This is a genomic window from Clostridium sp. SHJSY1 (assembly GCF_031626875.1).
Lineage (GTDB): Bacteria > Bacillota > Clostridia > Clostridiales > Clostridiaceae > Clostridium.
In genome coordinates this window covers 60,403-82,622 of sequence record NZ_JANDMF010000017.1, presented here as the reverse complement: position 1 = coordinate 82,622, position 22,220 = coordinate 60,403, and the positions used below count along the sequence as shown (strand labels likewise).

The window sequence follows — 22,220 nt, the reverse complement described above, 5'->3', positions numbered from 1 at the left end:
TTGAAAGCTTTAATATTAAATAATTAAAAAATGAGGAGGATATTTATATGACTAAAAATAGATTAATAGGAGAATATCCTGTAATCGGTATAAGACCAACTATTGATGGAAGAAGAGGAATGTTAGATGTAAGAGGGTCTCTTGAAGAACAAACCATGGGAATGGCAAATGCAGCAGCTAATCTATTTAAATCAAATCTTAAGTATTCTAATGGTGAACCAGTAAAGGTTGTTATAGCTGATACAACAATAGGAAGAGTAGCAGAATCAGCAGCTTGTGCATCAAAATTTAAAAGAGAAGGAGTAGATATTACTCTTACTGTTACTCCATGTTGGTGCTATGGAGCAGAAACCATGGATATGGATCCAATGACAATAAAAGGTGTTTGGGGATTCAATGGAACCGAAAGACCAGGTGCTGTATATTTAGCATCAGTACTTGCAACACATGCACAAAAAGGTTTGCCTGCTTTTGGAATATATGGTCATGATGTTCAAGATGCAGATGATACAGAAATTCCTGAAGATGTTAAAGAAAAGTTATTAAGATTTGCAAGGTCAGCAGTTGCAGCAACCACAATGAGAGGAAAATCATATCTTCAAATTGGATCTATTTGCATGGGAATTGGTGGTTCTATAATAAGTCCAGAGTTTTTTGAAGAATATCTTGGTATGAGAATTGAATCTGTTGATGAAGTAGAAATTATAAGAAGAATGACAGAAGGCATATATGATGAGGCAGAAGTTAAAAAAGCATTTGAATGGACAAAAAAATATTGCAAGGAAGGCTTTGATAAAAATCCAGAGAAGGCTCAAAAGACAAGAGAAGAAAAAGATAAAGACTGGGAATTTACTGTTAAGATGGCATGCATTATAAAAGATTTAATGAATGGAAATGAAAATCTTCCTAAAGGATGTGAAGAGGAAAAAGTAGGACATAATGCTATTGCAGCAGGATTCCAAGGGCAAAGGCAATGGACAGATTTTTATCCAAACTGTGATTTTGCAGAGGCTATATTAAATACTTCCTTTGACTGGAATGGTGCTAGAGAACCTTATATATTAGCTACCGAAAATGATACATTAAATGGTGCAACTATGCTATTTAACAAGCTATTAACCAATAGAGCTCAAATATTTGCAGATGTTCGTACCTATTGGAGTGCTGAGGCAGTTAAGAAAGCAACAGGATATGAAGTTGAAGGAGCTTCAAAGGAAGCAGGAGGCTTCATACATCTAATAAATTCAGGTGCAGCATGTCTAGATGCTAGTGGTGGAGCAAAAGATTCAAAAGGGAATGCAGTTATGAAACCTTTCTTTGAAATTACTGAAGAGGATCAAACTAGAATTCTTGCAGCTACAACCTGGAATCCAGCAGACCAAGGCTATTTTAGAGGCGGTGGATTTTCATCAAGATTTTTGACAAAAGATGTTATGCCTTGTACTATGGCTAGACTTAATATAGTTAAGGGATTAGGTCCTGTACTTCAACTAGTAGAGGGGTATACTGTAGCGCTTCCTGATGATGTTAATGAAACTTTATGGAAGAGGACAGATTATACATGGCCTTGTACTTGGTTCGCTCCAAGAGTAACAAAGGAAGGTTCATGTAAGTCAGCTTATGATGTTATGAATAACTGGGGAGCTAATCATGGGGCTATAAGTTATGGACATATTGGAGCAGATTTAATAACTTTAGCTTCTATTTTAAGAATTCCAGTTTCTATGCATAATGTTCCAGAAGAAAAAATATTTAGACCAGCAGCTTGGAATGCCTTTGGACAAAACAAAGAAGGACAAGATTATAGAGCTTGTGCTACGTATGGACCACTATACAAATAAATCAAGGTGAAATATGAGTAGAGAAAAGAGAGTGTTAGCATTTGATTTTGGTGCATCAAGTGGAAGAGCAGTACTTGGTATATATGATAGAAGTTCAATTAAGCTAGAGGAAATTCATAGATTTTCAAATGATCCAGTTTTGGTTAATGGAACTATGTATTGGGACATACTTAGGCTGATTCATGAAATAAAGCAAGGAATTTTAAAAGCAAAACATCATGGAGGATTTGAAAGTATTGGCATAGATACCTGGGGAGTCGATTTTGGAATTATAGATGAGCATGGAGATTTAGTAGAAAATCCAGTTCATTATAGAGATGATAGAACAAATGGAATGTTAAAAAAGAGCTTTGAAAAGATTTCTAAAGATGAATTTTATAATATAACAGGAAATCAATTTATGGAGATTAACACAGTTTTTCAATTACTATCATTAGCTGAAAAAAGACCATATATTCTAGAAAAGGCAGATAAAATTTTACTCATGCCAGACTTATTAAATTATATGCTTACAGGCATGAAATCAACTGAATACTCTATTGCATCCACTACTCAGTTATTAGATGCAAGAAGAGGTACATGGTCTGATAGATTAATAGAAAAGCTTGATTTGCCTAAAAAATTATTTACAGAAATCATTCCTAGTGGCACAAAAATTGGACAAATTTCAGATGAACTTTGTAAAGAGTTAGAAATAGAAAAATGTGATGTTGTTGCAGTAGCAGGACATGATACTCAAAGTGCAATAGTATCAGTACCAAATCAAGAATCAGATTTTATATTTATAAGCTGTGGTACATGGTCATTATTTGGAACAGAATTAGAAAAACCATTAATTAATAAAAAATCAAGTGAATATAATATAACAAATGAAGGAGGATATGGAGGAAAAGTTTCCTTTTTAAAAAACATAATTGGATTATGGTTAATTCAAGAAAGTAGAAGACAGTGGATTAAAGAAGGTCAAGAATATGACTTTGGGGATTTAGAAAAAATGGCAGCTTCAGCACAGCATTTTAAATGTTTCATTGACCCTGATGATCTGAGGTTTGTGCCAGCTGGTAATATTCCAGAACATATTCGTGAATATTGCAAAGAAACAGGTCAAGAGATTCCAAAGACAAAGGGAGAAATAGTTAGGTGTATAGATGAAAGTCTTGCCTTTAAGTATAGATATGAACTTGAAAAAATAGAAGAATGTACAGGGAAAAAATATAAAAATATTTATATGGTAGGTGGTGGCATTCAAAGTGAATTACTTTGTCAAATGACTGCAAATGCATGCAACTCAAAAGTTACAGCAGGCCCTGTAGAAGCAACAGTTTTAGGAAATGTTATCTTGCAGTTAGTTGCATCAGGTTCAATTAAAGGAGTAGATGAAGCTAAGAGCATTGTAGCAAAATCACAGGATATTAAAGAATATAACCCGGAAAATACAGCTTTTTGGAATGAATCATATGAAAAATTTAAGGAGGTATTAATAAAGTGTTAAAAGGAATACCACAAATTTTATCACCAGAATTATTAAAAGTATTATGTGAAATGGGACATAGTGATAGATTAGTAATTTCAGATGGAAACTTTCCAGCTGAAACTATGGGAAAAGATGCAATAGTAATTAGATGTGATGGACATGGAGTACCCGAAATTCTTGATGCTATTTTGAAGCTATTTCCTTTAGATAGTTATGTAGAAAAGCCAGTGAACCTAATGGAAGTTATGCCAGGAGACAAAGTGGAAACTCCTATTTGGAGAGAATATGAAAAAATAGTATCAAAATATGAGAATAAAGGAAAAAGTGTTATAGGAAATTTGGAACGTTTTACTTTTTATGAAGAGTCAAAGAAAGCTTATGCAATTATAGCAACAAGTGAAAAGGCACTCTATGCTAACATTATGCTTCAAAAAGGAGTAGTAGTTGAAGATTAAATATAAAAGAGTAGGAGATAATTGATATGAAATACATGGAAATAAGAGAACAGATTTGTGATGTTTGTCATAAGATGTGGCAATTAGGTTGGGTAGCAGCAAATGATGGGAATGTATCAGTAAAGCTTGAAGATGGAACAGTTCTAGCTACTCCAACAGGAATTAGTAAAAGTTTTATTACTCCAGAAAAATTAGTTCATATAGATGAAAATGGAGAAATAATAGATGCATTAGATGGATATAGACCATCATCAGAGATAAAGATGCATTTACGATGTTATAAGGAAAGAGAAGATGTGGGAGCAGTTGTACATGCACATCCACCTACAGCAACAGGTTATGCAGTAGCTCATATAGACTTAGATAGATATACTATGATAGAAACTGTTATAGCTATTGGCGCTGTACCTGTAACCCCTTATGGAACACCATCTACTTATGAAGTTCCAGAGGCTATAGCTCCATACCTTGAGGAACATGATGTATTACTTTTAGAGAATCATGGTGCATTAACAGTTGGTGCTGATTTATTAACAGCTTATTATAGGATGGAGACTTTAGAATTATATGCAAAGATTAGTTTAACAGCACATTTACTTGGGGGTGAAAAAGAAATCTCAAGGAATAATATAGATAGATTAATTGATATGAGAAAGTCCTATGGAGTTACAGGAAAACATCCAGGATTTAAACGTTATAGAAAAGAAAAATAAGACAAAGTAGAAAGGAAGTTTAATTTTTATGGCAAATAGAATGGTATTAAATGAAATGAGCTACATAGGAGCAGGAGCAATTAATAATATTGTTACAGAAGCTAAAATAAGAGGTTATAAAAAAGCATTAGTTGTAACAGATAAAGATTTAATCAAATTTAATGTAGCTAGCAAGATAACTGACTTATTAAAAGAAAATAATTTAGAATTTGAAATTTTTGATAAAGTAAAAGCCAATCCAACTATAAATGTAGTTTTGGCTGGTATAAAGAAATTCAAAGAAACTGAAGCAGATTATTTAATAGCTATTGGGGGAGGTTCATCAATTGATACTGCGAAAGCTGTTGGTATAATAATTAATAATCCTGAATTTTCAGATGTTAGAAGCCTTGAAGGAGCCGTTATAACTAAAAATAAATGTGTAGACATTATAGCTGTGCCAACAACAGCAGGAACTGCTGCTGAAGTTACAATAAATTATGTAATAACAGATGAGGAAAAGAAACGTAAGTTTGTTTGTGTTGACCCACATGATATTCCAGTAATTGCAGTTGTTGATTCAGAAATGATGTCATCAATGCCAAAAGGATTAACAGCAGCAACAGGAATGGATGCTTTAACTCATGCTATTGAAGGTTACATTACAAAAGGTGCATGGGAATTAACTGATGCATTACATTTAAAAGCTATAGAAATTATATCACGTTCACTTAGAAGTGCAGTAAATAATGATTCAAAAGGAAGAGAAGATATGGCTCTTGGGCAATATGTTGCAGGTATGGGATTTAGCAATGTAGGATTAGGTATAGTTCATGGAATGGCCCATCCACTTGGAGCATTTTATGACACACCACATGGAATAGCAAATGCAGTAATATTACCATATGTTATGAAATATAATGCATGTGCTACTGGAGAAAAGTATAAAGAAATTGCTAGAGCAATGGGAGTTAGTGGTGTAGACAATATGTCACAAGATGAATATAGAAAGGCAGCTGTTAATGCTGTTAAGAAACTTTCAGAAGATGTTGGAATTCCAAAGAAATTAAGAGAAATTGGAGTAAAGGAAGAAGATTTACAGGCTTTAGCTGAATCAGCAATATCGGATGCATGCACACCTGGTAATCCAAGAGATACAAGCGTTGCAGAAATTTTAGAATTATACAAATTAATTTATTAAAGGATTTAACCCAATAGATATCCAAAGATTTTCTACTGGGTTATATAAATTTATAGGAATATGTAGCATAGATAGTCAAATATAAGATATAATAAATATCATAAAAGACATAACATAGATTGTTGAGGGGGAATTAATTTGTATCCAATAAGATTTGAAAATTTATATTATGAAAAAATATGGGGAGGAAGAGATCTAGAGAGTTTTAGAGATAACCTTCCAAAAGGTAACATAGGTGAAAGTTGGGATATAGCTTGCCATCCAAATGGAACTGGAATTGTAGCAAATGGAGAATATAAAGGATTAAGTTTTGATAAGTTAATAGAGGAATATAGGTCTAATATGGTAGGAACTAAAGTAAGTTTAGAAAAGCTTCCTTTACTAGTAAAATTAATAAATTCAAGAGAAAAACTTTCAGTACAAGTACATCCAGGAGATGAATATGCAGCTAAATATGAAGGGGATTTTGGTAAGACAGAAGCATGGTATGTTATGGATGCTAAACCAGGTGCAAGCCTAATAGTAGGAACTAAAGACTGTACAAAGGAAGAGTTTGAAGTAGCTATAAAATCAGGTGAAGTAGAAAAATACTTAAATAAGATAGAAGTAAAAAAAGGGGATTGCTTCCTAATAAAGAGTGGACTTGTTCATGCTATATGTGAAGGTGTTATTATTGCAGAAATTCAACAAAATAGTGATGTAACTTATAGGGTTTATGATTATGGAAGACCAAGAGAAATTCATGTAGAGAAAGCATTACAAGTTATAAACTTTGACCTTCAATGTGAAAATCTTAATGGGCAAGAAAACTCATTTGATGGTTATAAGAAGGGGCTGTTATGTGAGAATGAGTATTTTGGAATAGAAAAATTAAATATTGAAACATCTATAGAAGATAATAGTGATAAAGAAAAATTTTATATTCTAACTTGTGTAGATGGGGAAGGAACAATAGAAGGTATTGGATACTCAGAAAAGATAAAAATGGGGGATAGTTATCTAATACCAGCATCACTTGGAAGTTATAAAATAAATGGACAAGTAGTAGTGCTTAAAAGCTATCCAGTAGTTTAGAAAAATGTACTTAATTCAAATGAAAAAACACAGGTTAATTTAAATATATTAAACCTGTGTTTTTTCTTTATAATTTCATGATAATATTATTTTGTAATGAAGTTAAAGCCTCAGGAGTATGAGTTCCTAAATAAACTGTATCATTTTCATTGATGAAAGTTCTAACTTTTTCTAATGTTTCTTTTGCCAAAACTTTATCTTCAAAGACCACAGATAATTGGTTTCGTTTCAAAGCTTCATCAGTATAAGTTACATCACCATGGAACATATAATTAACTCCATTATTTTCTGCAATAATGATAGAATTACCAGCAGTATGTCCATAGGCTGGTATCATAATAATACCTTCACTTATAATTTGAGATTTTTCAAAATTTTTATATGAGCCATCAGTGAAATTAACTTTATTTATATTTTCTCCTTCTATATTCATAGAATCAGCTTCAATCTGAGAAATATAAATTTGAGCTTGATTAAATAATCTTAATTCACCAGAATGGTCTGGATGTTTATGAGTTAAAATAATTTTATTAACATCTTCTATCTTGTATCCGATATTTTTTAATGCATCTGTAAATGTTGCAACTTTTTCTCCCATATATAAAGGTTGGTCTGGTTTATATTCAATATCAGGTGTTTCAACAGGAAGGCCTGTATCTACTAATATAACTTCTTTTCCTGTATCTATTAGATAGTTTTGTAAACTTGCAGGATATTCTTTATTAGTATTAATTTTTTCTTTTTCAAGAGAGCCTCCTAAAGCAAATGATTCTTTCATTTTTCCATTTTTATAAAATTCTAAAGCAAAAATTTTCATAATTTATTCCTCCAATATATTATTTTATTTATATCCATATAAATATTTATTTGATTGATAATAATTGTAGTACCTTTATGGTACTTCAGATTAATTTTTAAACTGGTTTGTTAGGTATGATAAAATTATATTGCACACAATTTAATTTGTCAACATCAAATTTTAATAATTACATAGTATTCCAAAAAAAATATTTTAAAAAAGGAGATAGGTGACTATTAAAGCCACCTATGATAATTATGTTATATAATTATTTCATTTTCCTATTTAGTATCTATTTCTTTAACACTGCCTGCCCCATCGTACAACCAACTTTTATATTTTCCTTTTATAATGACTTGGATTTTGTCAGAATTCTCTGCTGATATTTTATCTTTGTTTGAATTAATAAAATCTTCTTTATAAAATATTGCTGTCTTATATGCATCGTCAGCATTGGTTATTTCAGCATTTGCCTCTATTGTCATTTTATCTTCATGATTTTCTGAATATGTTTTTTTGTTTGTTTCCATATCATTATTATTTGTCTTAGTAAAAACTACAGTTAGGGAACCTACAATTAAAATTATTGTACCTAAAATTACTGCTAAGTGTTTCTTTTTCATGTTATCATCCTTTATCCTTTTGTAATATATTTTTTTAATGATTATCATAAAGGTCTTGTTAAATAATAGTATATCATCAAAAAACACTTTTTAGCTACTTCTAATATTTTGATATTAAGAAAATGAAATACATATAAATTGTTTACAATAAAAAGAGCAACTGAATTTCATTAAAGTGATAGAATAAAGATGATATGAGAAAAAATTCTCATAAAAAGGGTGAAGCAGCTAATTAAAGCTGCTTTATGAATAGAATACAAAAAGAATTATTTGGACAGTAATCCTTTTCATAAACATATTTTAACAGACAAGCTAACTAGGTGTCAACATATTCTAGGTAATATACAAAATATTGCTAACTAACTTCTCAATATAACTAAGAGGCAAATTTTTAACAAGAAATAGAGAGAGTTTTAAATATTATACATACATTGTAATTAGTTGATTTACAGCATTCATATCATCTAAGAATATAGCATCTTTACCATAAACCATACCGCCTTCTTTCATAGCCGACTTTATAGTGTCATTACAAGTAGAAGAATTGCTTTTTAAGAAGATTATGTATTTATAAGGTAAAGTCATATACAGTTTTATGAATTTAACCAACATTGGTTTAAAGTCTGGTTTAATGGAGGCTAAACTTCTAAAATCAATTACAAATGAAGTATCGTCTGCATCAAACTTTTTCGTTTCATATTTATAATCAGTTAAAAAATTTTTAGCTTCTTCTTGAGGGAAAACATCCCAAACTTTTAAGAAGAATAAATCTTTATCTTTCCTATATTCCATTGCATATTTATTTCTTATTATTTTTCCCATAAAGGAATCCTCCTTAAATAATTTAAATTTGGTTCCATCTATAAGTATATGTATTACGACAAAAAAATATTGAATCTAAATTATGTATAAGTTGTTATAGAAAATTAAGAGTTTAGAATTTATTACAAACAGGGTGAAGCAGCTAATTAAAGCTGCTTTTATGAATACAATACAAAAAGGATCATCAAACAAATCCTTTTATACGTTTATTTTACTAAAAATGAAACAATATGTAAATAAGTAGAGGCGAAAATGTAATATAAAAATGTAAATTATACAAATAAATTGTATTTTGATATATTTTGTATGCAATATTAATTTTTTTTGCAATATTAGCTTAAGAATAATAAGAATTTTTTAGCGTTGTTAAATAATATATTTTTTTGAGATTAGATTTAAAGGCAGATTTCGTGTCTTTGGCATGGAATCTACCTTTTTATTCATAATTAACTTTTAGATGAGCAAACTAGAAATGAATTGAATACAAATTAATAGATAAAAAATACACTTATTTTTATAAATTATAATCCAAGTTATGGAGGTGTAATTCATGTGGATGCAAAATAGAATAGCTTCAAAAATCATTATTATTGCAATTATAGTATCTGGATTATTTATTTCATTTAATGTATTAAAAAAAAATCATGAAGAAGTTAGTGGAGAAAAAAGTACAGATAGTGAGGAAGGTTGGAAAGCAGATATCTCACCAATAACTTTTGATTGGTATATTGATTATCCAGGGTTTATGACTAAGTGGGGAAATAATGTTGTATCTAATTATGTTACAAAAAAAACTGGAGTAAGTATAAAATTTATAGCTCCTAGTGAGGATGAGGAAGAAAAACTAAAAGATATGATACAGAAAAATGAGTTGCCGGATTTTGTAACTTTAAGTTCTTGGAATGATGAATATAGAAGTATCATAAAAGAGAACCTAGCCTTACCATTAGATAGGTTAGCAGAACAATATGATACATATTTTTTTAAGGTTACTGATAAACAAAAGTTAGAATGGTATAAAGAAAGTGATGGATATACATATTGTTATCCTAATTTTTCTTTAGATATAAAAGATACTAAAGATTATAAAGAAGAAAATCCATCTAATCAAACCTTTTTAGTAAGAAAGGATATATATGAAGCTATAGGAAAACCAGATATGAGAACTCCTGAAGGCTTTTTGAATGCATTAGAAAAGGCAAAAGAAAAGTTTTCTAATATAAATAAGGAACCACTTATTCCCCTAGGATTAGATGAGTTTAATAATTCAGGGAATTTATCCTTAGATAGTATTCTTCCTAACTTTTTAGCAATACCTTTTGAAAAGGAAGGAAAAATTTATGAGAGAATAACTGATCCTGAATATATAAAATGGTTAAGAACTTTAAGGAAAGCTAATGAACTTGGTTTAATTTCAAAAGATATATTTCAAGATAAAAGAACCCAAATGGGAGAAAAAATTGCTAAAGGAAGATATTTCTCAATGCTTTATCAAAGGACTGATATAATTGAAGAACAATTAGAATTATATAAGACTGATAAAAATAAAATTTACATACCAGTTGATGGACCAGCTAATTCAAAACTTGATGAACCCAAGCTAGCGTCTAATAGTATATCTGGATGGAAAGTTACACTTATTTCAAAAGGTTGTAAAAATCCAGAGAGGGCAATAAAATTTTTAAGCTATTTAATAAGTGAAGAAGGAAATAAAGATTTATATTTAGGAGAAAAGGATATTACATGGAAATATATCAAGGGAAGAGAACAATTTAAACCAGAATTACGAAATTTATTGAATGATAATAGAAAAATCTTCTACGAAAAATATGGAGCAGAAAAAACTTATTGGATGCTTATGGATACTAATTTAATAAATAAATGGGCAAATACTGAGTCAGAAGCTTTAAAAATATTAGAAGATTGGCCAAGAGGAAAAACTTATAATTTTTCTATATATGATAAAACAGCTCCATATGGAGATATTGAAGAAGGTAAAGCTTATTCTAAAATACAACATAAGTGGAAAAACACATTGAAAAGTTTGTTGATAGCAAATAGTGATGATGAATTTGATAGAATATTAAATGAATTTTTGACTTATAGAGAAGGTGAAGGATATGAAAAAATACAAATTTATCGCCAGAGAAAATTTGAAGAAAACAAGAAAAAACTTAATATAGAATAAAATTAGTATAGATATAATTAGGTTTAAGAAATTTTTGAGTATGTAAAATTTGATTACTAATAGAAAAATTTACAAAAAGCATCTTTGATGATATACTTCTTTTATGTTATAAAAAGGGACATTAAGGAGAGTATCATATGATAAGAAATATAATAAATCTGTTAGTAGAAAATATATTAACTCTATATTTTATTGGTATGTGTATTTATTATTTTGTAAAGAGAAAGAATAGAGAAGCATATACTATATTATTTTTTTCATACTTTTTCATTGATTTACTTAGAACAACGATTTTTAAAAATTTTATTGAAGGAAAATCATTAGTTATTGTAGGAGTATATTTTATTGAAGGAGGGGCATTTATAGCAGCATGTCTCTTATATTTAAAAAGGTCAAGAGAAAGAAAGAAACTTGCAATAGAAAAAGAATGATTGCAAAATTAAATTACTCAAAAATGAGAAATGAAATAATATTTTTTACACTATAATAAAGTTTCTACATACTACTTATATTAAGTAAGTTTATTATGTAGAAACTTTATTATATTTTAGCCTATGTAAATAGTTAAAGCGATTTGTAAAGAATTAAAGCATAAGACATGTTTATTTTTTATCAAGATAGTTATAAATTAGTTTAGCTGATGGAAGGGTTAAATCAGTAAGAATATGAGATACTGATATAATCTCTCGAACAGGTAAATCTGCCATTGGTGCTAAAGCATGTTCAAATAGTTGCAAACGTCCAGGACCAGTCCATGCTTCTTTAATTTTAATGTCAGTAACTTCTGCAGAAACAAGTTCGCAAATTCTTGGCTTTCCATCATAATCAGGGATAATTTTTAGCATATAATTTGGCTTACAGATTTGTTTTCTTGCTTCTTCAAAGTCAAGTGGTATATGCTTATATCCCATTGTAGCCGTTGCAATTTGTAGTGAGCCATATTTTAATGAGCCTACTAATGTATCTGAATCAACAAATAATTTTGGTGAGCCAAGTTTCTTTGGGTAAGCACTCATTTCTCTACCTACAGCAATTGCAGGTTCATTGTCTAAATACATACAATGAAGATAATCACCTTTTTGTCCATTAAATGTTACTGGAATTGCCTGGCCACATTCTGTATATGAACCAAGTCCAGTAGTATCTGGCATTGCCATCATCTCGAATTTTACTAATGGTTCTTCTATCTTAAGTGGTTCTGGTACTATCTTTTTTAAAGCTTCTAAATCAGTACGATATATAATATTTAAATATTCACGATTGTAAAATTTGTATGGACCCCTAGGAAATGCAGGAGCCCCAATTGGAGTAGTAATTTGTTTTAATACTTCAGATTCTAACATTTTTTAATCCATCCTCTCTTTAATTAATGAAGTAAAGCTGTTTTTTCTTCAGCTGTATAAACATAATATTCAGTTAGCATAATCTTTACGTATTTTGGAATTATTAACTCTGCTTCTGTTAAAGCTTGAATTTCTTCAATAGTAGTATCTTTATTAATTTCTCTTAAGACAAGACCTTTATCTGTAACTTCAATTACACAAAGTTCAGTAACTATTAAATTAACCTTTGACTTTGCAGTAAGTGGAAGCTTGCAATCTTTCAATATTTTTGGCTTTCCTTTCCCAGTATGTTGCATTGCAACAATTACTTTTTTTGCTCCTGTTACAAGATCCATTGCACCTCCCATTCCAGGAACTAGCTTGCCTGGGATAATCCAATTAGATAAGTTTCCATGCTCATCAACTTCCAAAGCGCCAAGTACAGTAACATCAACATGACCACCTCTAATTAAAGAAAAAGAAGTTGAGCTGTCTATAAATGAACCAGACCTTGCTATAGTTGTATATTGGCCTCCAGCATCTGTAACATCATGGTCTTCATTTCCTGGTATTGGAGCTGATCCCATTCCAACTATTCCATTTTCTGATTGAATAAAGATTTCTTTATCATCTGGTATATAGTTAGTTACTAAAGTAGGAATACCAATACCTAGATTTACAAGTTGTCCTGATTCTAATTCTTGGGCTACTCTTTTTGCAATAGTTTCTTTTATTAAATTTCTATTATTAATCATTTAGAGTTCCTCCTTTTTAACAATATAATCAACTAATGGAGCTGGAGTCATAATAATTTCAGGGCCTAATTCACCATTTTTAACAAGTTTTTCAGCTTCAACAACTACTATGTCACAAGCCATTGCAATATAAGGGTTAAAATTTTTTGTTGTACCTCTATAGAAGGTATTTCCACTTTCATCTACTATACTTCCTTTTATTAAAGCTAAATCTGCTTTTAAGGGAATTTCTAATAAATATTCTTTTCCATTAACCAAAATTTTTTCTTTTCCTTCTTCAACAATTGTTCCAAGACCTGTTTGTGTTAAAACTCCACCAAGGCCAGAACCAGCTGCACGTATTCTTTCGATTAATGTGCCTTGAGGAGAAAGTTCAACTTCAATTTCATTGGATAACATTTTTTTACCCGTTTCTGAATTTGTTCCTATATGTGAAGCAATTACTTTTTTTACTTGATTGTTTACAATTAATTTTCCTATTCCTCTATCTGGGAAGCTGGTATCATTACAAATTAGTGTTAAATCTTTTACCTTTAAGTCAACAAGTAAGTCGACTATATTATCAGGAGTCCCACAGTCTAGAAAACCACCAATCATAATGCTCATTCCATCTTTAAAAATAGTTTTTATATCATTAAGAGTAAATAATTTATTCATGAGCACCTCCAAAGTAATATTATTTCTTTATCCGGATAATGATTATTAACTAGTATATATTTATTATAACACTAATCATTAATAAAGTTACAACTTTGTATAATAAAGTTAGTTATGGCTAAATTAACCGTTTTCCTAAAGAGATAAAATATAAGAAAATTCTCATAATTAATTGTAATTAAAGAAAATGACTGATTAAACATAAAAATAAATATAAAGGTTATAAGAATTATATATTATAAATATAGCTGATACACAAAATCTGTATAGATGAGGCATAGAATCCTGTTATATGCAAAGCTGGACATAAAAAAATAAAGGTTATAATTTTCCATATTTAAAAATAAATTAAGGTAGTGTTAAAAAAATGAATTACTATTTTAAGGGGGAAATTATGCCAGTGAAATATCTTTATTCAGAGAGAGTATATAATGAATTTTTAGATGTAAGTAAAGTAATAAAGGCAGAGACTTCTTGGGAGTTAAATAGAAAGATTAGAGAACAATTAGCAAGTTGGAGAGAAAAAGAAGAGAAAAAACGAAAGAAACAAAGAAGTGAAGATTTAGAATATCAAACAGAACAAGACACCATAGAATCAATTCAAAAAATAGAGAAATATAAAGATATACTACTGGATTCATTAAAAATAGATCATTCTATAGAGCTAGATTCATTAAAAAAGACATACGAATTTAAAGAGTTTATATTCAGAGAAGAACCTCCAACCTTAAAAGAAATAAATATTGAAGTAGGAGTTCCTATAAAAAACTCAACAAAAGAATTCTTATTTAAATCAGTAAAAAAGAAAAGAATTAAATTAGAGAATGAAGCCCAGAGTTTATTTAAAGAAAGAAAAAAGGAATATGAAGAAAAAAGGGAAATAGCTAAAAGAAAATATGAGGAGGAAAAATTGAACTTCACTAATGGAGTTAAATCATTTAATGATTCTATAGATGAGTTTAAAATTAATTTAGAAAAAGGTGAAGAAAAGGCAATAGAGAGGTATGTAAACTTAGTTTTGGAGAAATCTATATATCCTTATGAAATTAGAAAGCAATATGAAATTCAATATGACCCATCAAATAAAATATTGATTATCTCTTATGATCTTCCAATGAAAGAGGAAATCCCAATTATTACTGAATATAAATATATTGCAGCAAGGAAAGAGATTATTGAAGTTAGGATGGAACAAAAGGAATTTGAAGAATATTATGAGGATGTTTTATATAAAATTTGCTTAAGAAATATATATGAAGTATTTCAAGCGTTAAAGATAGATGAGATAAAGAAAATAGTTTTCAATGGATGGATATATGATGTAGATAAGAAAACTGAAAATTATTTTAGAGCATGCATAATGTCAGTACAAACTTCTAGAGAGGAATTTACTAAATTAGAATTAGGTAAAGTAAATCCAAAAGAATATTTTAGAAAACTTAAGGGAATAAGTGGAGCCTTATTATATGATTTAACTCCAGTAAAACCAATATTAGATTTGAATCATAATGATTTAAGATTTATACAATCAAAAGAAGTTCAAGCTGGTTTAGATAATGAAATTAATTTAGAAGAACTGGGTTTAGAAGTATTTGAAGATCTAATAAAAGAATTATTTAAGAAAGTTTTTTCAGGAAAAAACTGTGATGTGAAAATTGCAAAATCTAGTAGGGAGCGTGGGTTAGAACTTATAGTTATTGATAAAGATAAAATAAGAGGTGGAAAGTTTTTAATTAGAGCAAAACAGTATGATGAAGAGGTTCATGTAGCAAATGTTAAAGATTTATATAGTACAATGTTATCAGAAAAAGCCAATAAAGGAATATTAATAACTACAAGTTATTATGGAGACAAATCAAGAGAATTTTCAAAAGGTAAGTCTATTATTTTAATAGGGGGAGAAGATTTAGTACAACTCTTTAAAGAGTATGGATATAAAGTAAAAATTAAATTAAAAAATAAGAATGTTTAAATAATAGCAAAAGCAAAAAAAACTTTAAAAGGTATTTTTTTGCTTTTTTTTTGTTTAAGCGTTTACAAATTCAGGGGAGTGTGAAAAAGTTATCATAGAAAATTGCGTTAATAGGTCGATACAATTTAAAATATTCTATTTTTTTACAAAAGAATATTTTTTATATTCTAACAAATTTAAAGATTTAATCTTTTGAGCTTTTGTTAAGAGAAAATAACTTTAGTATTCCCTGAATTGTAAACGCTTTTCTTTTTTGTGACTAACTTTTTCAAAAAAAACCGATTTTTTATAGATTTTTATCATTATAATATTAGTGTACTAATTAGTAAAATTATCCGGATAAGAATTAATTATGTACGACTTATATATTTTGAAGAGACAATTGATGAAATACTTGATATACTAGACCATTAAAATGTGAAAAGTTTAACAATGATTATAGCAATCAACTAAGTATAAAAATTCGTAAAATATAATACTTTGAATTTGAAATGATAGTTATATTAGAAAATTGGGAGGAAACTTATAATGGAAAATGTATTAGTAAATTCAATAAAAGATATTGACAAAGAAAACATATCTCTTGGTGTATTTGAGAATGTTGAAGATGCTATTGAAAGTGCTGTTAAAGCTCAAAAAAAATTGATTCATTCATACAAAAAGAAAGACAGAGAGAAATTTATTAATTGTATTAAAAGTGCTACATTAAAAAATAAAGAAGTTTTGGCAAAGCTTGTTTTTGAAGAAACTAAAATGGGACGTTATGAAGATAAGATACTAAAACATGAATTGTTGGCTAAATATACTCCAGGTACAGAAGATTTAACTACTACTGCCTGGGAAGGTGATAATGGAATTACTATTGTAGAAATGTCACCATATGGTGTTATAGGGGCAATAACTCCATCAACTAATCCTACAGAAACTGTTATATGCAATAGTATAGGTATGATAGCTGCTGGAAATTCTGTAGTATTTAATGCCCATCCAAGTGCAAAAAGATGTGTTGCCTTTGCTGTAAATATGATAAATGAAGTAATACTATCATGTGGTGGACCAGAAAATTTAGTTACTATGGTAAAAGAACCTACGATGGAATCTTTAGATATAATTATGAAAAATCCTAATATAAAACTTTTATGTGGAACTGGAGGACCTGGATTAGTAAAGGCAATTTTAAATTCAGGAAAAAAAGCTGTAGGTGCAGGTGCAGGAAATCCTCCTGTAATTGTTGATGATACTGCAGACTTAGAAAATGCTGCAAAAAACATTATAGATGGATGTTCTTTTGATAACAATTTACCTTGTATTGCGGAGAAAGAAGTATTTGTTTTTGAGAATGTAGCTGATGATTTAATATCATATATGGTTAAGAATAATGCAATGATTATAGATGATAATACTATATCAAAACTAATTAATTTAGTATTAGAAAAAAGAGATATAGAAAGTAATTCTAAAGCAGAATATATGATAAATAAAAAGTGGGTAGGAAAAGATGCAAAATTATTATTAAAAGAAATAGGTATTACTGCACCTGATAATATTAAATGTATAATATGTGAAGTCAATGCAAACCATCCCTTTGTTATGACAGAACTTATGATGCCCATACTCCCTATTGTAAGAGTTCAAAATATTAACCAAGCAATAGAATTGGCTAAAAAAGCAGAACAAGGGAGAAAACATAGTGCCTATATGTATTCAAAAAATATAGATAACTTAAATAGATTTGAAAAAGAAATAGATACAACTATTTTTGTTGAAAATTCTAAATCTTTTGCTGGTGTAGGTTTGGGTGGTGAAGGATTTACTACATTTACTATTGCTGGACCTACAGGAGAAGGTATAACTTCTGCAAGAACTTTTACAAGACAGAGAAGATGTGTAGTGGTAAATAGAACATCTGAAAAACATTAAAATTGAATAATAATGAGGACTCAAAATTAATTTGAATCCTCTTTTTTTTATGGTTGATACATTTTTTCTAATTTTGTAATAGCATTATTTTCAATTGTTATAGAATAAATGCCATCTTGAGGTAGCATCTCATTTTGTTTTGTGTTGTTTTTAAGATCATCAAAAGATATAGAATAAGTTGAGATACCACTATTATCAGATTTCCAGTTAGTTATTGTAGCATTATTACTAAGTGGAAGTTTTGTTAAATTAGCATCTGGATCATAGATATAATAATCATTTTCAAATTCAGTTGGTAAACTTCCATATTGTTTTACTAAATAATCTTTAACATCTTGACGATTTTTTATATCATCATAGACTAGCCATTCAACTTTATCAAATGAAATATATTTTGTACCATTCTCTAAAGTAACTTGCTTTATTTTTCCATAAGTTTTACCAGCAACTTTTTTATTAATAGTTTTATTATCACCATTAATTTTTTTATCTTCAATTGATTTTATTAAGGCGATATTTTTAGTTTCAGTACCAGTTAAATCATTTTCTGATTTAAAGTTAGGATTTTCCTTGTACCAAGATTTCTCTGTGAAATATTTTTTTAACTCGTCTGTTTTAAAAACATATCCATGCCTTGCAAATATTTCATTACGTCCTAGTTCAAGGGTTTTAAGTGGTAAATCAGTTAACTTATCTTCTGTTAGTAAAACTCTATCACTATCTGGGAAAATGTAATCATTTGAAGTTGTATCTTTATCATCTTTAGAAGTGGAATCAGTTGATGATTCAGATTGAGCAGTATCCTGACTTGATGAAGATTTATCACAACCAAATAAGGATAGCATTAAAATAAGTGAACAAATAATAGTTAAAAATTTCTTTAATAATTTCATAAACCTTCTCCTCATTAGTTAATATTTACATCTAAATTTCTATTTTAAAAATTTAGGTAATCAAATATAGTATAACATTAATAAAAAGTAATAGGAATAATTTATGAAGAATCTTAATAAATGGCGAAAGTTAACAATTTCACTATTTGTTGATTTTAGGAAAAATTTATAATATACTTATTGAGAAAATTTACATAAGTAGTAAAAAAATATTTTCTTAAGGGGGAAACAATTATGTTAAAAAAAACAATTAGAAGAACTATTAATTGTATATTAATAGCAGCTATGGTTCTAGCAGTGGGACATGCACCGGCTTCAGCTAAATCTTTAGATTATAGCAAAGCATCCTTAGAATCAGCAATAAATGAAAAGACTCTTGAAGACTATTCATCATTTAAGATTACTAATGGGTATGGAGTAGTTGGTAAAGCTGGTGTTGTTTTAACTAAAGGAGCTTCAGCAGATATAAAAGTTAATATTAAAGTTACATGTATAACTGAAGATCAACTATTGGATTTTGTTCAAAATAATAAAAATTCATTTACAACAGACCAATATAGCCAGATAACTCAAAATGCTACATATAAAAAAGGTAATTCTGCGGCAAGCATTTTAAATGGTATGTTAGGATTGAAATTTAGCAAAAATTCAGGTAATGCTTGGGGTACTTATAAAAATGCTAATGCTAAACAAGTAACTACTGCAAATGATGGAGATAAAGAATTCTTAAAATCTTTACATGATCTAACTCAACAAACTTATGAATTAAGTGGTAGAATTACAGCTGTAGGTCAAAGTCGTGTGCCAACTATAGCTTATTGTTTTGTTGAAGTGTCAAGGATTCAATTTCAAGATGGAACTACATTAAAAGTTGTAAATACAACAGCTAATGTAGGGGATTCAAATGGATCAACTTCAAATGTATCAGGATCATCAGATAATCCACCTTTAATTTTAAATGAACTTTAGAATTTAATATATTTATAATTTGCAAGGCTGTCAAATTTTTTTGACAGCTTTAATTATTGAAAAGAATATAATTATAATTTATAGTTCAACTATATATTGTATAAAAATACATTTTAGATATAAGCACTAAAATTCTCACATAATTACTTGTTTTTGACAAAAAAGTATAATATAATATGTTGAGTGTGAAGTAATTCACATAAATATTAAAAATTTTAATTAACTGGGGGGGAAAATTTATGTTGAACAAATCAACAAAAAGAGTAATTAACTGTTTATTAGCAGCTGCAATGGTTTTCGCAATAGGATTTGCGCCAGTTTCAGCTAAAGCTGCAGAATCAAATCAACCAGCTTTAACATCAGAACAAACTGATACAAACCTTGAAGATTATTCATCATTCAAAATTACTAATGGTTATGGTGCTGTGGGAAAGACAGGAATAAGTTTAACTAAGGGAGCTACTGCAAACATTGATGTAAAAGTTAAAGTTACATGTGTAACTCAAGATGACTTAGTAGAATTTATTGAAAACAATAAAAGCTCTTTCACAACAGAACAATATAGCCAAATAACTCAAAGTGCTGCATACCAAAATGGTTGCTCTGCTGCAACTCTTTTAAATGGAATTTTAGGATTAAAGTTTGATGCTAATAACGCTTGGGGAGCATACACTAATGTAAATGGTAAACAAGTAAGCACTAGTGACAAACAAAATCAACAACTTGTAAAATCTTTACATGATCTTACTCAACATAGCTACGAATTAAGTGGTAAGCTTACAGCTGTTGGACAAAGTTACATACCAACTGTAGCATATTGCTTTGTAGAAGTATCAAGAGTACAATTCCAAGATGGTAATATATTAAAGGTTGTGAATACAAAGGCAAATGTTGGTGATGCAAATGCATCTACTTCAAAGGTATCAGGATCTTCTGATAATGGGCCTTTAATATTAAACGAACTTTAAAAAATAATATATTCTGATAATTTTATTACTTTTGGAAGAACAAAAGACTGTTAAAAAGAATAATAACATTTCTTTTTAACAGTCTTATTTATGTTAAAAAAATATAGACCTTTACTATTTCAATTGAATTTTATGTTTATAATTCTATCTGAAACATATATTTTATAAAATTACTTATTTTTTTGATACTGACAGGATGCATAATATAATATGTTTGTTGTAAAAGGTCTTATAGAATTGATTAACAATTTAATAGGGGGCAAGTAATGTTAAGGAAATCAATAAAAAAAGTAATCAATTGTCTAGTTGTAGCTAGTATGATTTTTACACTAGGCTCAGTAAAAGCTTCAGCTAAAGTCTCAACTCTCAATAAAATACCTTTAGCACCAGAACAAACTGAAAATAATCTTAAAGATTATTCAGAATTCAAAATAACTAATGGATATGGAGCTGTTGCAAAAACTAGTGTGTGTTTAACCAAAGGAGCTATGACTGATATAGATGTTGATGTTAAAGTTAAATGCATAACTCAAGATGAATTAGTAGAATTTATTGAAAATAATAAAAACTTATTTACAGCAGAAGAATATAACAAAATAACTAGAAGTGAAGAATATAAAAATGGATATTCAACAGCAACTCTTTTAAATGGAATTTTAGGATTAAAGTTTGCATCTAATTCTAGTAATTATTGGAGAACTTATACTAATGTAAATGCAAAGCAAGTAACTACTACAGAGGATAAAAATAAACAGTTGTTGAAATATTTACATGATATGGGTCAAAAAAATTATAGATTAAGAGGGGAACTTAAAGCTGTAGGACAAAGTTATATACCAATTACAAATTCTTATTGCTTTGTTCAAGTATCAAAAGTTCAATTTGAAGATGGTAGTTTATTAAAAGTTGTAAACAGAAAAGCTACAATAGCTGATGCAACCTGCTCTACTTCAAAAGTGGCTGATTCAGTAAATAACCAGCCTTTAACCTTAGTCCAAAATTAATAAGTATCCGTTTAAAAGATGTGTTTTTAAGAGAAAGAAGGTTTCTATTATGAAAATGAAAAGAATTTTATCATTAAGTTTAGTTGTAAGCACTGTGTTTTTAGGAAGTTTTGCTACAAATACATTTGCAAGTGAAAAAAATAGTAATATTGATACCACTTATTTAGTTAAAGGAAATGGAAATGGAAATAATGGTAATGGCAAGGGAAATGGTCAAGGTCAAGGGCAAGGTAATAAGGGAAATAATCATAATATTAAAATCCATAAACATGCGCAAACTATTATAAAATTTGATGGTGAACTGATAGATATAAAAACAATTAATCAAGGTGCAAAAACTTTAAAAGAGTTAAGATATGAGATTAATGTTTATGATACATCAGGTAATATGATGGGTGATGGGACTATCAAGATAAATGTAGGAGAGCTTTTACCTAAAAGAGTGGCAAAGAATGCACTAATATTTACTAATGTAGATTATATAGAATTCACTGTTATAGCAGTTGATGATGATGGTGAAACTTATACTACAACTCAAAAAGTATATAATAAACAATAATATTACTTATTCTCTCAAACTAAGGTTTGGGG

Annotated in this window: 21 protein-coding genes; 14 read left to right on the top strand and 7 right to left on the bottom strand. The window is 28.9% G+C overall.

The features are described from left to right. The first annotated feature begins 47 nt into the window (after positions 1 to 47). The 6 genes from NNC19_RS09750 (at position 48) to NNC19_RS09725 (ending at position 6,737) form a co-directional block, all read left to right on the top strand. Positions 48 to 1,841 carry an L-fucose isomerase gene (locus NNC19_RS09750; RefSeq protein ID WP_310938451.1) on the top strand — a complete coding sequence of 598 codons (1,794 nt, stop codon included), beginning with the start codon at positions 48 to 50 and terminating at the stop codon, positions 1,839 to 1,841. 13 nt (positions 1,842 to 1,854) lie between these two features. Then, entirely contained in the window at positions 1,855 to 3,333 is a 1,479-nt protein-coding gene (locus NNC19_RS09745; protein WP_310938450.1) for a rhamnulokinase family protein, read from the top strand. Further along, positions 3,327 to 3,770 (top strand): RbsD/FucU domain-containing protein, encoded by a 444-nt coding sequence (locus tag NNC19_RS09740; RefSeq protein WP_310938449.1) that lies wholly within the window; start codon positions 3,327 to 3,329, stop codon positions 3,768 to 3,770. Before NNC19_RS09745 ends, NNC19_RS09740 begins: the two co-directional genes overlap by 7 nt. A gap of 26 nt (positions 3,771 to 3,796) precedes the next feature. Further along, on the top strand, positions 3,797 to 4,483 hold the full coding sequence (locus NNC19_RS09735) for a class II aldolase/adducin family protein (RefSeq protein WP_310938448.1): 687 nt from the start codon (positions 3,797 to 3,799) through the stop codon (positions 4,481 to 4,483). A 28-nt stretch (positions 4,484 to 4,511) separates the two neighbouring features. Further along, positions 4,512 to 5,663, top strand: a complete 1,152-nt coding sequence (fucO, locus tag NNC19_RS09730) for a lactaldehyde reductase (protein WP_310938447.1) — start codon at positions 4,512 to 4,514, stop codon at positions 5,661 to 5,663. Between the two features lie 138 nt (positions 5,664 to 5,801). Further along, positions 5,802 to 6,737: a type I phosphomannose isomerase catalytic subunit gene (locus NNC19_RS09725; protein ID WP_310938446.1), complete on the top strand. Its 936-nt coding sequence runs from the start codon at positions 5,802 to 5,804 to the stop codon at positions 6,735 to 6,737. A gap of 67 nt (positions 6,738 to 6,804) precedes the next feature. Here NNC19_RS09725 and NNC19_RS09720 read toward each other — a convergent pair whose 3' ends face one another. The 3 genes from NNC19_RS09720 to NNC19_RS09710 form a co-directional block, all read right to left on the bottom strand. After that, a complete protein-coding gene (locus tag NNC19_RS09720; protein WP_310938445.1) occupies positions 6,805 to 7,554 on the bottom strand; it encodes an MBL fold metallo-hydrolase in 750 nt (249 codons plus the stop codon). Between the two features lie 263 nt (positions 7,555 to 7,817). Further along, positions 7,818 to 8,159 carry a hypothetical protein gene (locus NNC19_RS09715; RefSeq protein ID WP_310938444.1) on the bottom strand — a complete coding sequence of 114 codons (342 nt, stop codon included), beginning with the start codon at positions 8,157 to 8,159 and terminating at the stop codon, positions 7,818 to 7,820. Positions 8,160 to 8,579: 420 nt separating this feature from the next. Continuing rightward, entirely contained in the window at positions 8,580 to 8,981 is a 402-nt protein-coding gene (locus NNC19_RS09710; RefSeq protein ID WP_310938443.1) for a hypothetical protein, read from the bottom strand. A gap of 550 nt (positions 8,982 to 9,531) precedes the next feature. Here NNC19_RS09710 and NNC19_RS09705 point away from each other — a divergent pair. After that, the gene (locus NNC19_RS09705; RefSeq protein WP_310938442.1) at positions 9,532 to 11,169 is read left to right on the top strand and encodes an extracellular solute-binding protein; all 1,638 of its coding nucleotides are present in this window, start codon (positions 9,532 to 9,534) and stop codon (positions 11,167 to 11,169) included. A 137-nt stretch (positions 11,170 to 11,306) separates the two neighbouring features. Beyond that, positions 11,307 to 11,600, top strand: coding sequence for a hypothetical protein (locus NNC19_RS09700; RefSeq protein ID WP_310938441.1), 294 nt, complete (start codon positions 11,307 to 11,309; stop codon positions 11,598 to 11,600). Positions 11,601 to 11,771: 171 nt separating this feature from the next. Here NNC19_RS09700 and NNC19_RS09695 read toward each other — a convergent pair whose 3' ends face one another. Genes NNC19_RS09695 through NNC19_RS09685 form a run of 3 tightly spaced genes read right to left on the bottom strand, consistent with a single transcriptional unit; the run spans position 11,772 to position 13,903 of the window. Continuing rightward, on the bottom strand, positions 11,772 to 12,512 hold the full coding sequence (locus NNC19_RS09695; RefSeq protein WP_310938440.1) for an acetoacetate decarboxylase: 741 nt from the start codon (positions 12,510 to 12,512) through the stop codon (positions 11,772 to 11,774). 23 nt (positions 12,513 to 12,535) lie between these two features. Then, the gene (locus NNC19_RS09690) at positions 12,536 to 13,246 is read right to left on the bottom strand and encodes a 3-oxoacid CoA-transferase subunit B (RefSeq protein WP_310938439.1); all 711 of its coding nucleotides are present in this window, start codon (positions 13,244 to 13,246) and stop codon (positions 12,536 to 12,538) included. Then, positions 13,247 to 13,903 carry a 3-oxoacid CoA-transferase subunit A gene (locus NNC19_RS09685; protein ID WP_310938438.1) on the bottom strand — a complete coding sequence of 219 codons (657 nt, stop codon included), beginning with the start codon at positions 13,901 to 13,903 and terminating at the stop codon, positions 13,247 to 13,249. Between the two features lie 394 nt (positions 13,904 to 14,297). Between NNC19_RS09685 and NNC19_RS09680 the strand changes: the two genes are divergently transcribed. Both NNC19_RS09680 and NNC19_RS09675 read left to right on the top strand, forming a co-directional pair. Further along, on the top strand, positions 14,298 to 15,875 hold the full coding sequence (locus tag NNC19_RS09680) for a restriction endonuclease (RefSeq protein WP_310938437.1): 1,578 nt from the start codon (positions 14,298 to 14,300) through the stop codon (positions 15,873 to 15,875). A 528-nt stretch (positions 15,876 to 16,403) separates the two neighbouring features. Next, entirely contained in the window at positions 16,404 to 17,795 is a 1,392-nt protein-coding gene (locus NNC19_RS09675) for an aldehyde dehydrogenase EutE (RefSeq protein ID WP_310938436.1), read from the top strand. Between the two features lie 47 nt (positions 17,796 to 17,842). Here the strand turns inward: NNC19_RS09675 and NNC19_RS09670 are convergent, their stop codons facing one another. After that, complete coding sequence (locus NNC19_RS09670; RefSeq protein ID WP_310938435.1) at positions 17,843 to 18,688, bottom strand: YARHG domain-containing protein; 846 nt, start codon at positions 18,686 to 18,688, stop codon at positions 17,843 to 17,845. Between the two features lie 234 nt (positions 18,689 to 18,922). Here NNC19_RS09670 and NNC19_RS09665 point away from each other — a divergent pair, with 234 nt between their 5' ends. From NNC19_RS09665 to NNC19_RS09650, 4 genes are all read left to right on the top strand, one after another. Beyond that, complete coding sequence (locus NNC19_RS09665; protein ID WP_310938434.1) at positions 18,923 to 19,657, top strand: hypothetical protein; 735 nt, start codon at positions 18,923 to 18,925, stop codon at positions 19,655 to 19,657. Positions 19,658 to 19,896: 239 nt separating this feature from the next. Continuing rightward, the gene (locus tag NNC19_RS09660; protein WP_310938433.1) at positions 19,897 to 20,625 is read left to right on the top strand and encodes a hypothetical protein; all 729 of its coding nucleotides are present in this window, start codon (positions 19,897 to 19,899) and stop codon (positions 20,623 to 20,625) included. 266 nt (positions 20,626 to 20,891) lie between these two features. Continuing rightward, on the top strand, positions 20,892 to 21,629 hold the full coding sequence (locus tag NNC19_RS09655; protein ID WP_310938432.1) for a hypothetical protein: 738 nt from the start codon (positions 20,892 to 20,894) through the stop codon (positions 21,627 to 21,629). A gap of 49 nt (positions 21,630 to 21,678) precedes the next feature. Beyond that, complete coding sequence (locus NNC19_RS09650) at positions 21,679 to 22,188, top strand: hypothetical protein (RefSeq protein ID WP_310938431.1); 510 nt, start codon at positions 21,679 to 21,681, stop codon at positions 22,186 to 22,188. The last annotated feature ends 32 nt before the right edge of the window (positions 22,189 to 22,220 follow it).

What these genes read in the sequence shown, in the direction of transcription:
- NNC19_RS09750 (WP_310938451.1), top strand. Translation starts at nt 48, where the DNA reads ATGACTAAAAATAGATTAATAGGAGAATATCCTGTAATCGGTATAAGA.
- NNC19_RS09745 (WP_310938450.1), top strand. Translation starts at nt 1,855, where the DNA reads ATGAGTAGAGAAAAGAGAGTGTTAGCATTTGATTTTGGTGCATCAAGT.
- NNC19_RS09735 (WP_310938448.1), top strand. Translation starts at nt 3,797, where the DNA reads ATGAAATACATGGAAATAAGAGAACAGATTTGTGATGTTTGTCATAAG.
- fucO (WP_310938447.1), top strand. Translation starts at nt 4,512, where the DNA reads ATGGCAAATAGAATGGTATTAAATGAAATGAGCTACATAGGAGCAGGA.
- NNC19_RS09720 (WP_310938445.1), bottom strand. Translation starts at nt 7,554, where the DNA reads ATGAAAATTTTTGCTTTAGAATTTTATAAAAATGGAAAAATGAAAGAA.
- NNC19_RS09715 (WP_310938444.1), bottom strand. Translation starts at nt 8,159, where the DNA reads ATGAAAAAGAAACACTTAGCAGTAATTTTAGGTACAATAATTTTAATT.
- NNC19_RS09710 (WP_310938443.1), bottom strand. Translation starts at nt 8,981, where the DNA reads ATGGGAAAAATAATAAGAAATAAATATGCAATGGAATATAGGAAAGAT.
- NNC19_RS09705 (WP_310938442.1), top strand. Translation starts at nt 9,532, where the DNA reads ATGTGGATGCAAAATAGAATAGCTTCAAAAATCATTATTATTGCAATT.
- NNC19_RS09700 (WP_310938441.1), top strand. Translation starts at nt 11,307, where the DNA reads ATGATAAGAAATATAATAAATCTGTTAGTAGAAAATATATTAACTCTA.
- NNC19_RS09695 (WP_310938440.1), bottom strand. Translation starts at nt 12,512, where the DNA reads ATGTTAGAATCTGAAGTATTAAAACAAATTACTACTCCAATTGGGGCT.
- NNC19_RS09690 (WP_310938439.1), bottom strand. Translation starts at nt 13,246, where the DNA reads ATGATTAATAATAGAAATTTAATAAAAGAAACTATTGCAAAAAGAGTA.
- NNC19_RS09685 (WP_310938438.1), bottom strand. Translation starts at nt 13,903, where the DNA reads ATGAATAAATTATTTACTCTTAATGATATAAAAACTATTTTTAAAGAT.
- NNC19_RS09680 (WP_310938437.1), top strand. Translation starts at nt 14,298, where the DNA reads ATGCCAGTGAAATATCTTTATTCAGAGAGAGTATATAATGAATTTTTA.
- NNC19_RS09675 (WP_310938436.1), top strand. Translation starts at nt 16,404, where the DNA reads ATGGAAAATGTATTAGTAAATTCAATAAAAGATATTGACAAAGAAAAC.
- NNC19_RS09670 (WP_310938435.1), bottom strand. Translation starts at nt 18,688, where the DNA reads ATGAAATTATTAAAGAAATTTTTAACTATTATTTGTTCACTTATTTTA.
- NNC19_RS09665 (WP_310938434.1), top strand. Translation starts at nt 18,923, where the DNA reads ATGTTAAAAAAAACAATTAGAAGAACTATTAATTGTATATTAATAGCA.
- NNC19_RS09660 (WP_310938433.1), top strand. Translation starts at nt 19,897, where the DNA reads ATGTTGAACAAATCAACAAAAAGAGTAATTAACTGTTTATTAGCAGCT.
- NNC19_RS09655 (WP_310938432.1), top strand. Translation starts at nt 20,892, where the DNA reads ATGTTAAGGAAATCAATAAAAAAAGTAATCAATTGTCTAGTTGTAGCT.
- NNC19_RS09650 (WP_310938431.1), top strand. Translation starts at nt 21,679, where the DNA reads ATGAAAATGAAAAGAATTTTATCATTAAGTTTAGTTGTAAGCACTGTG.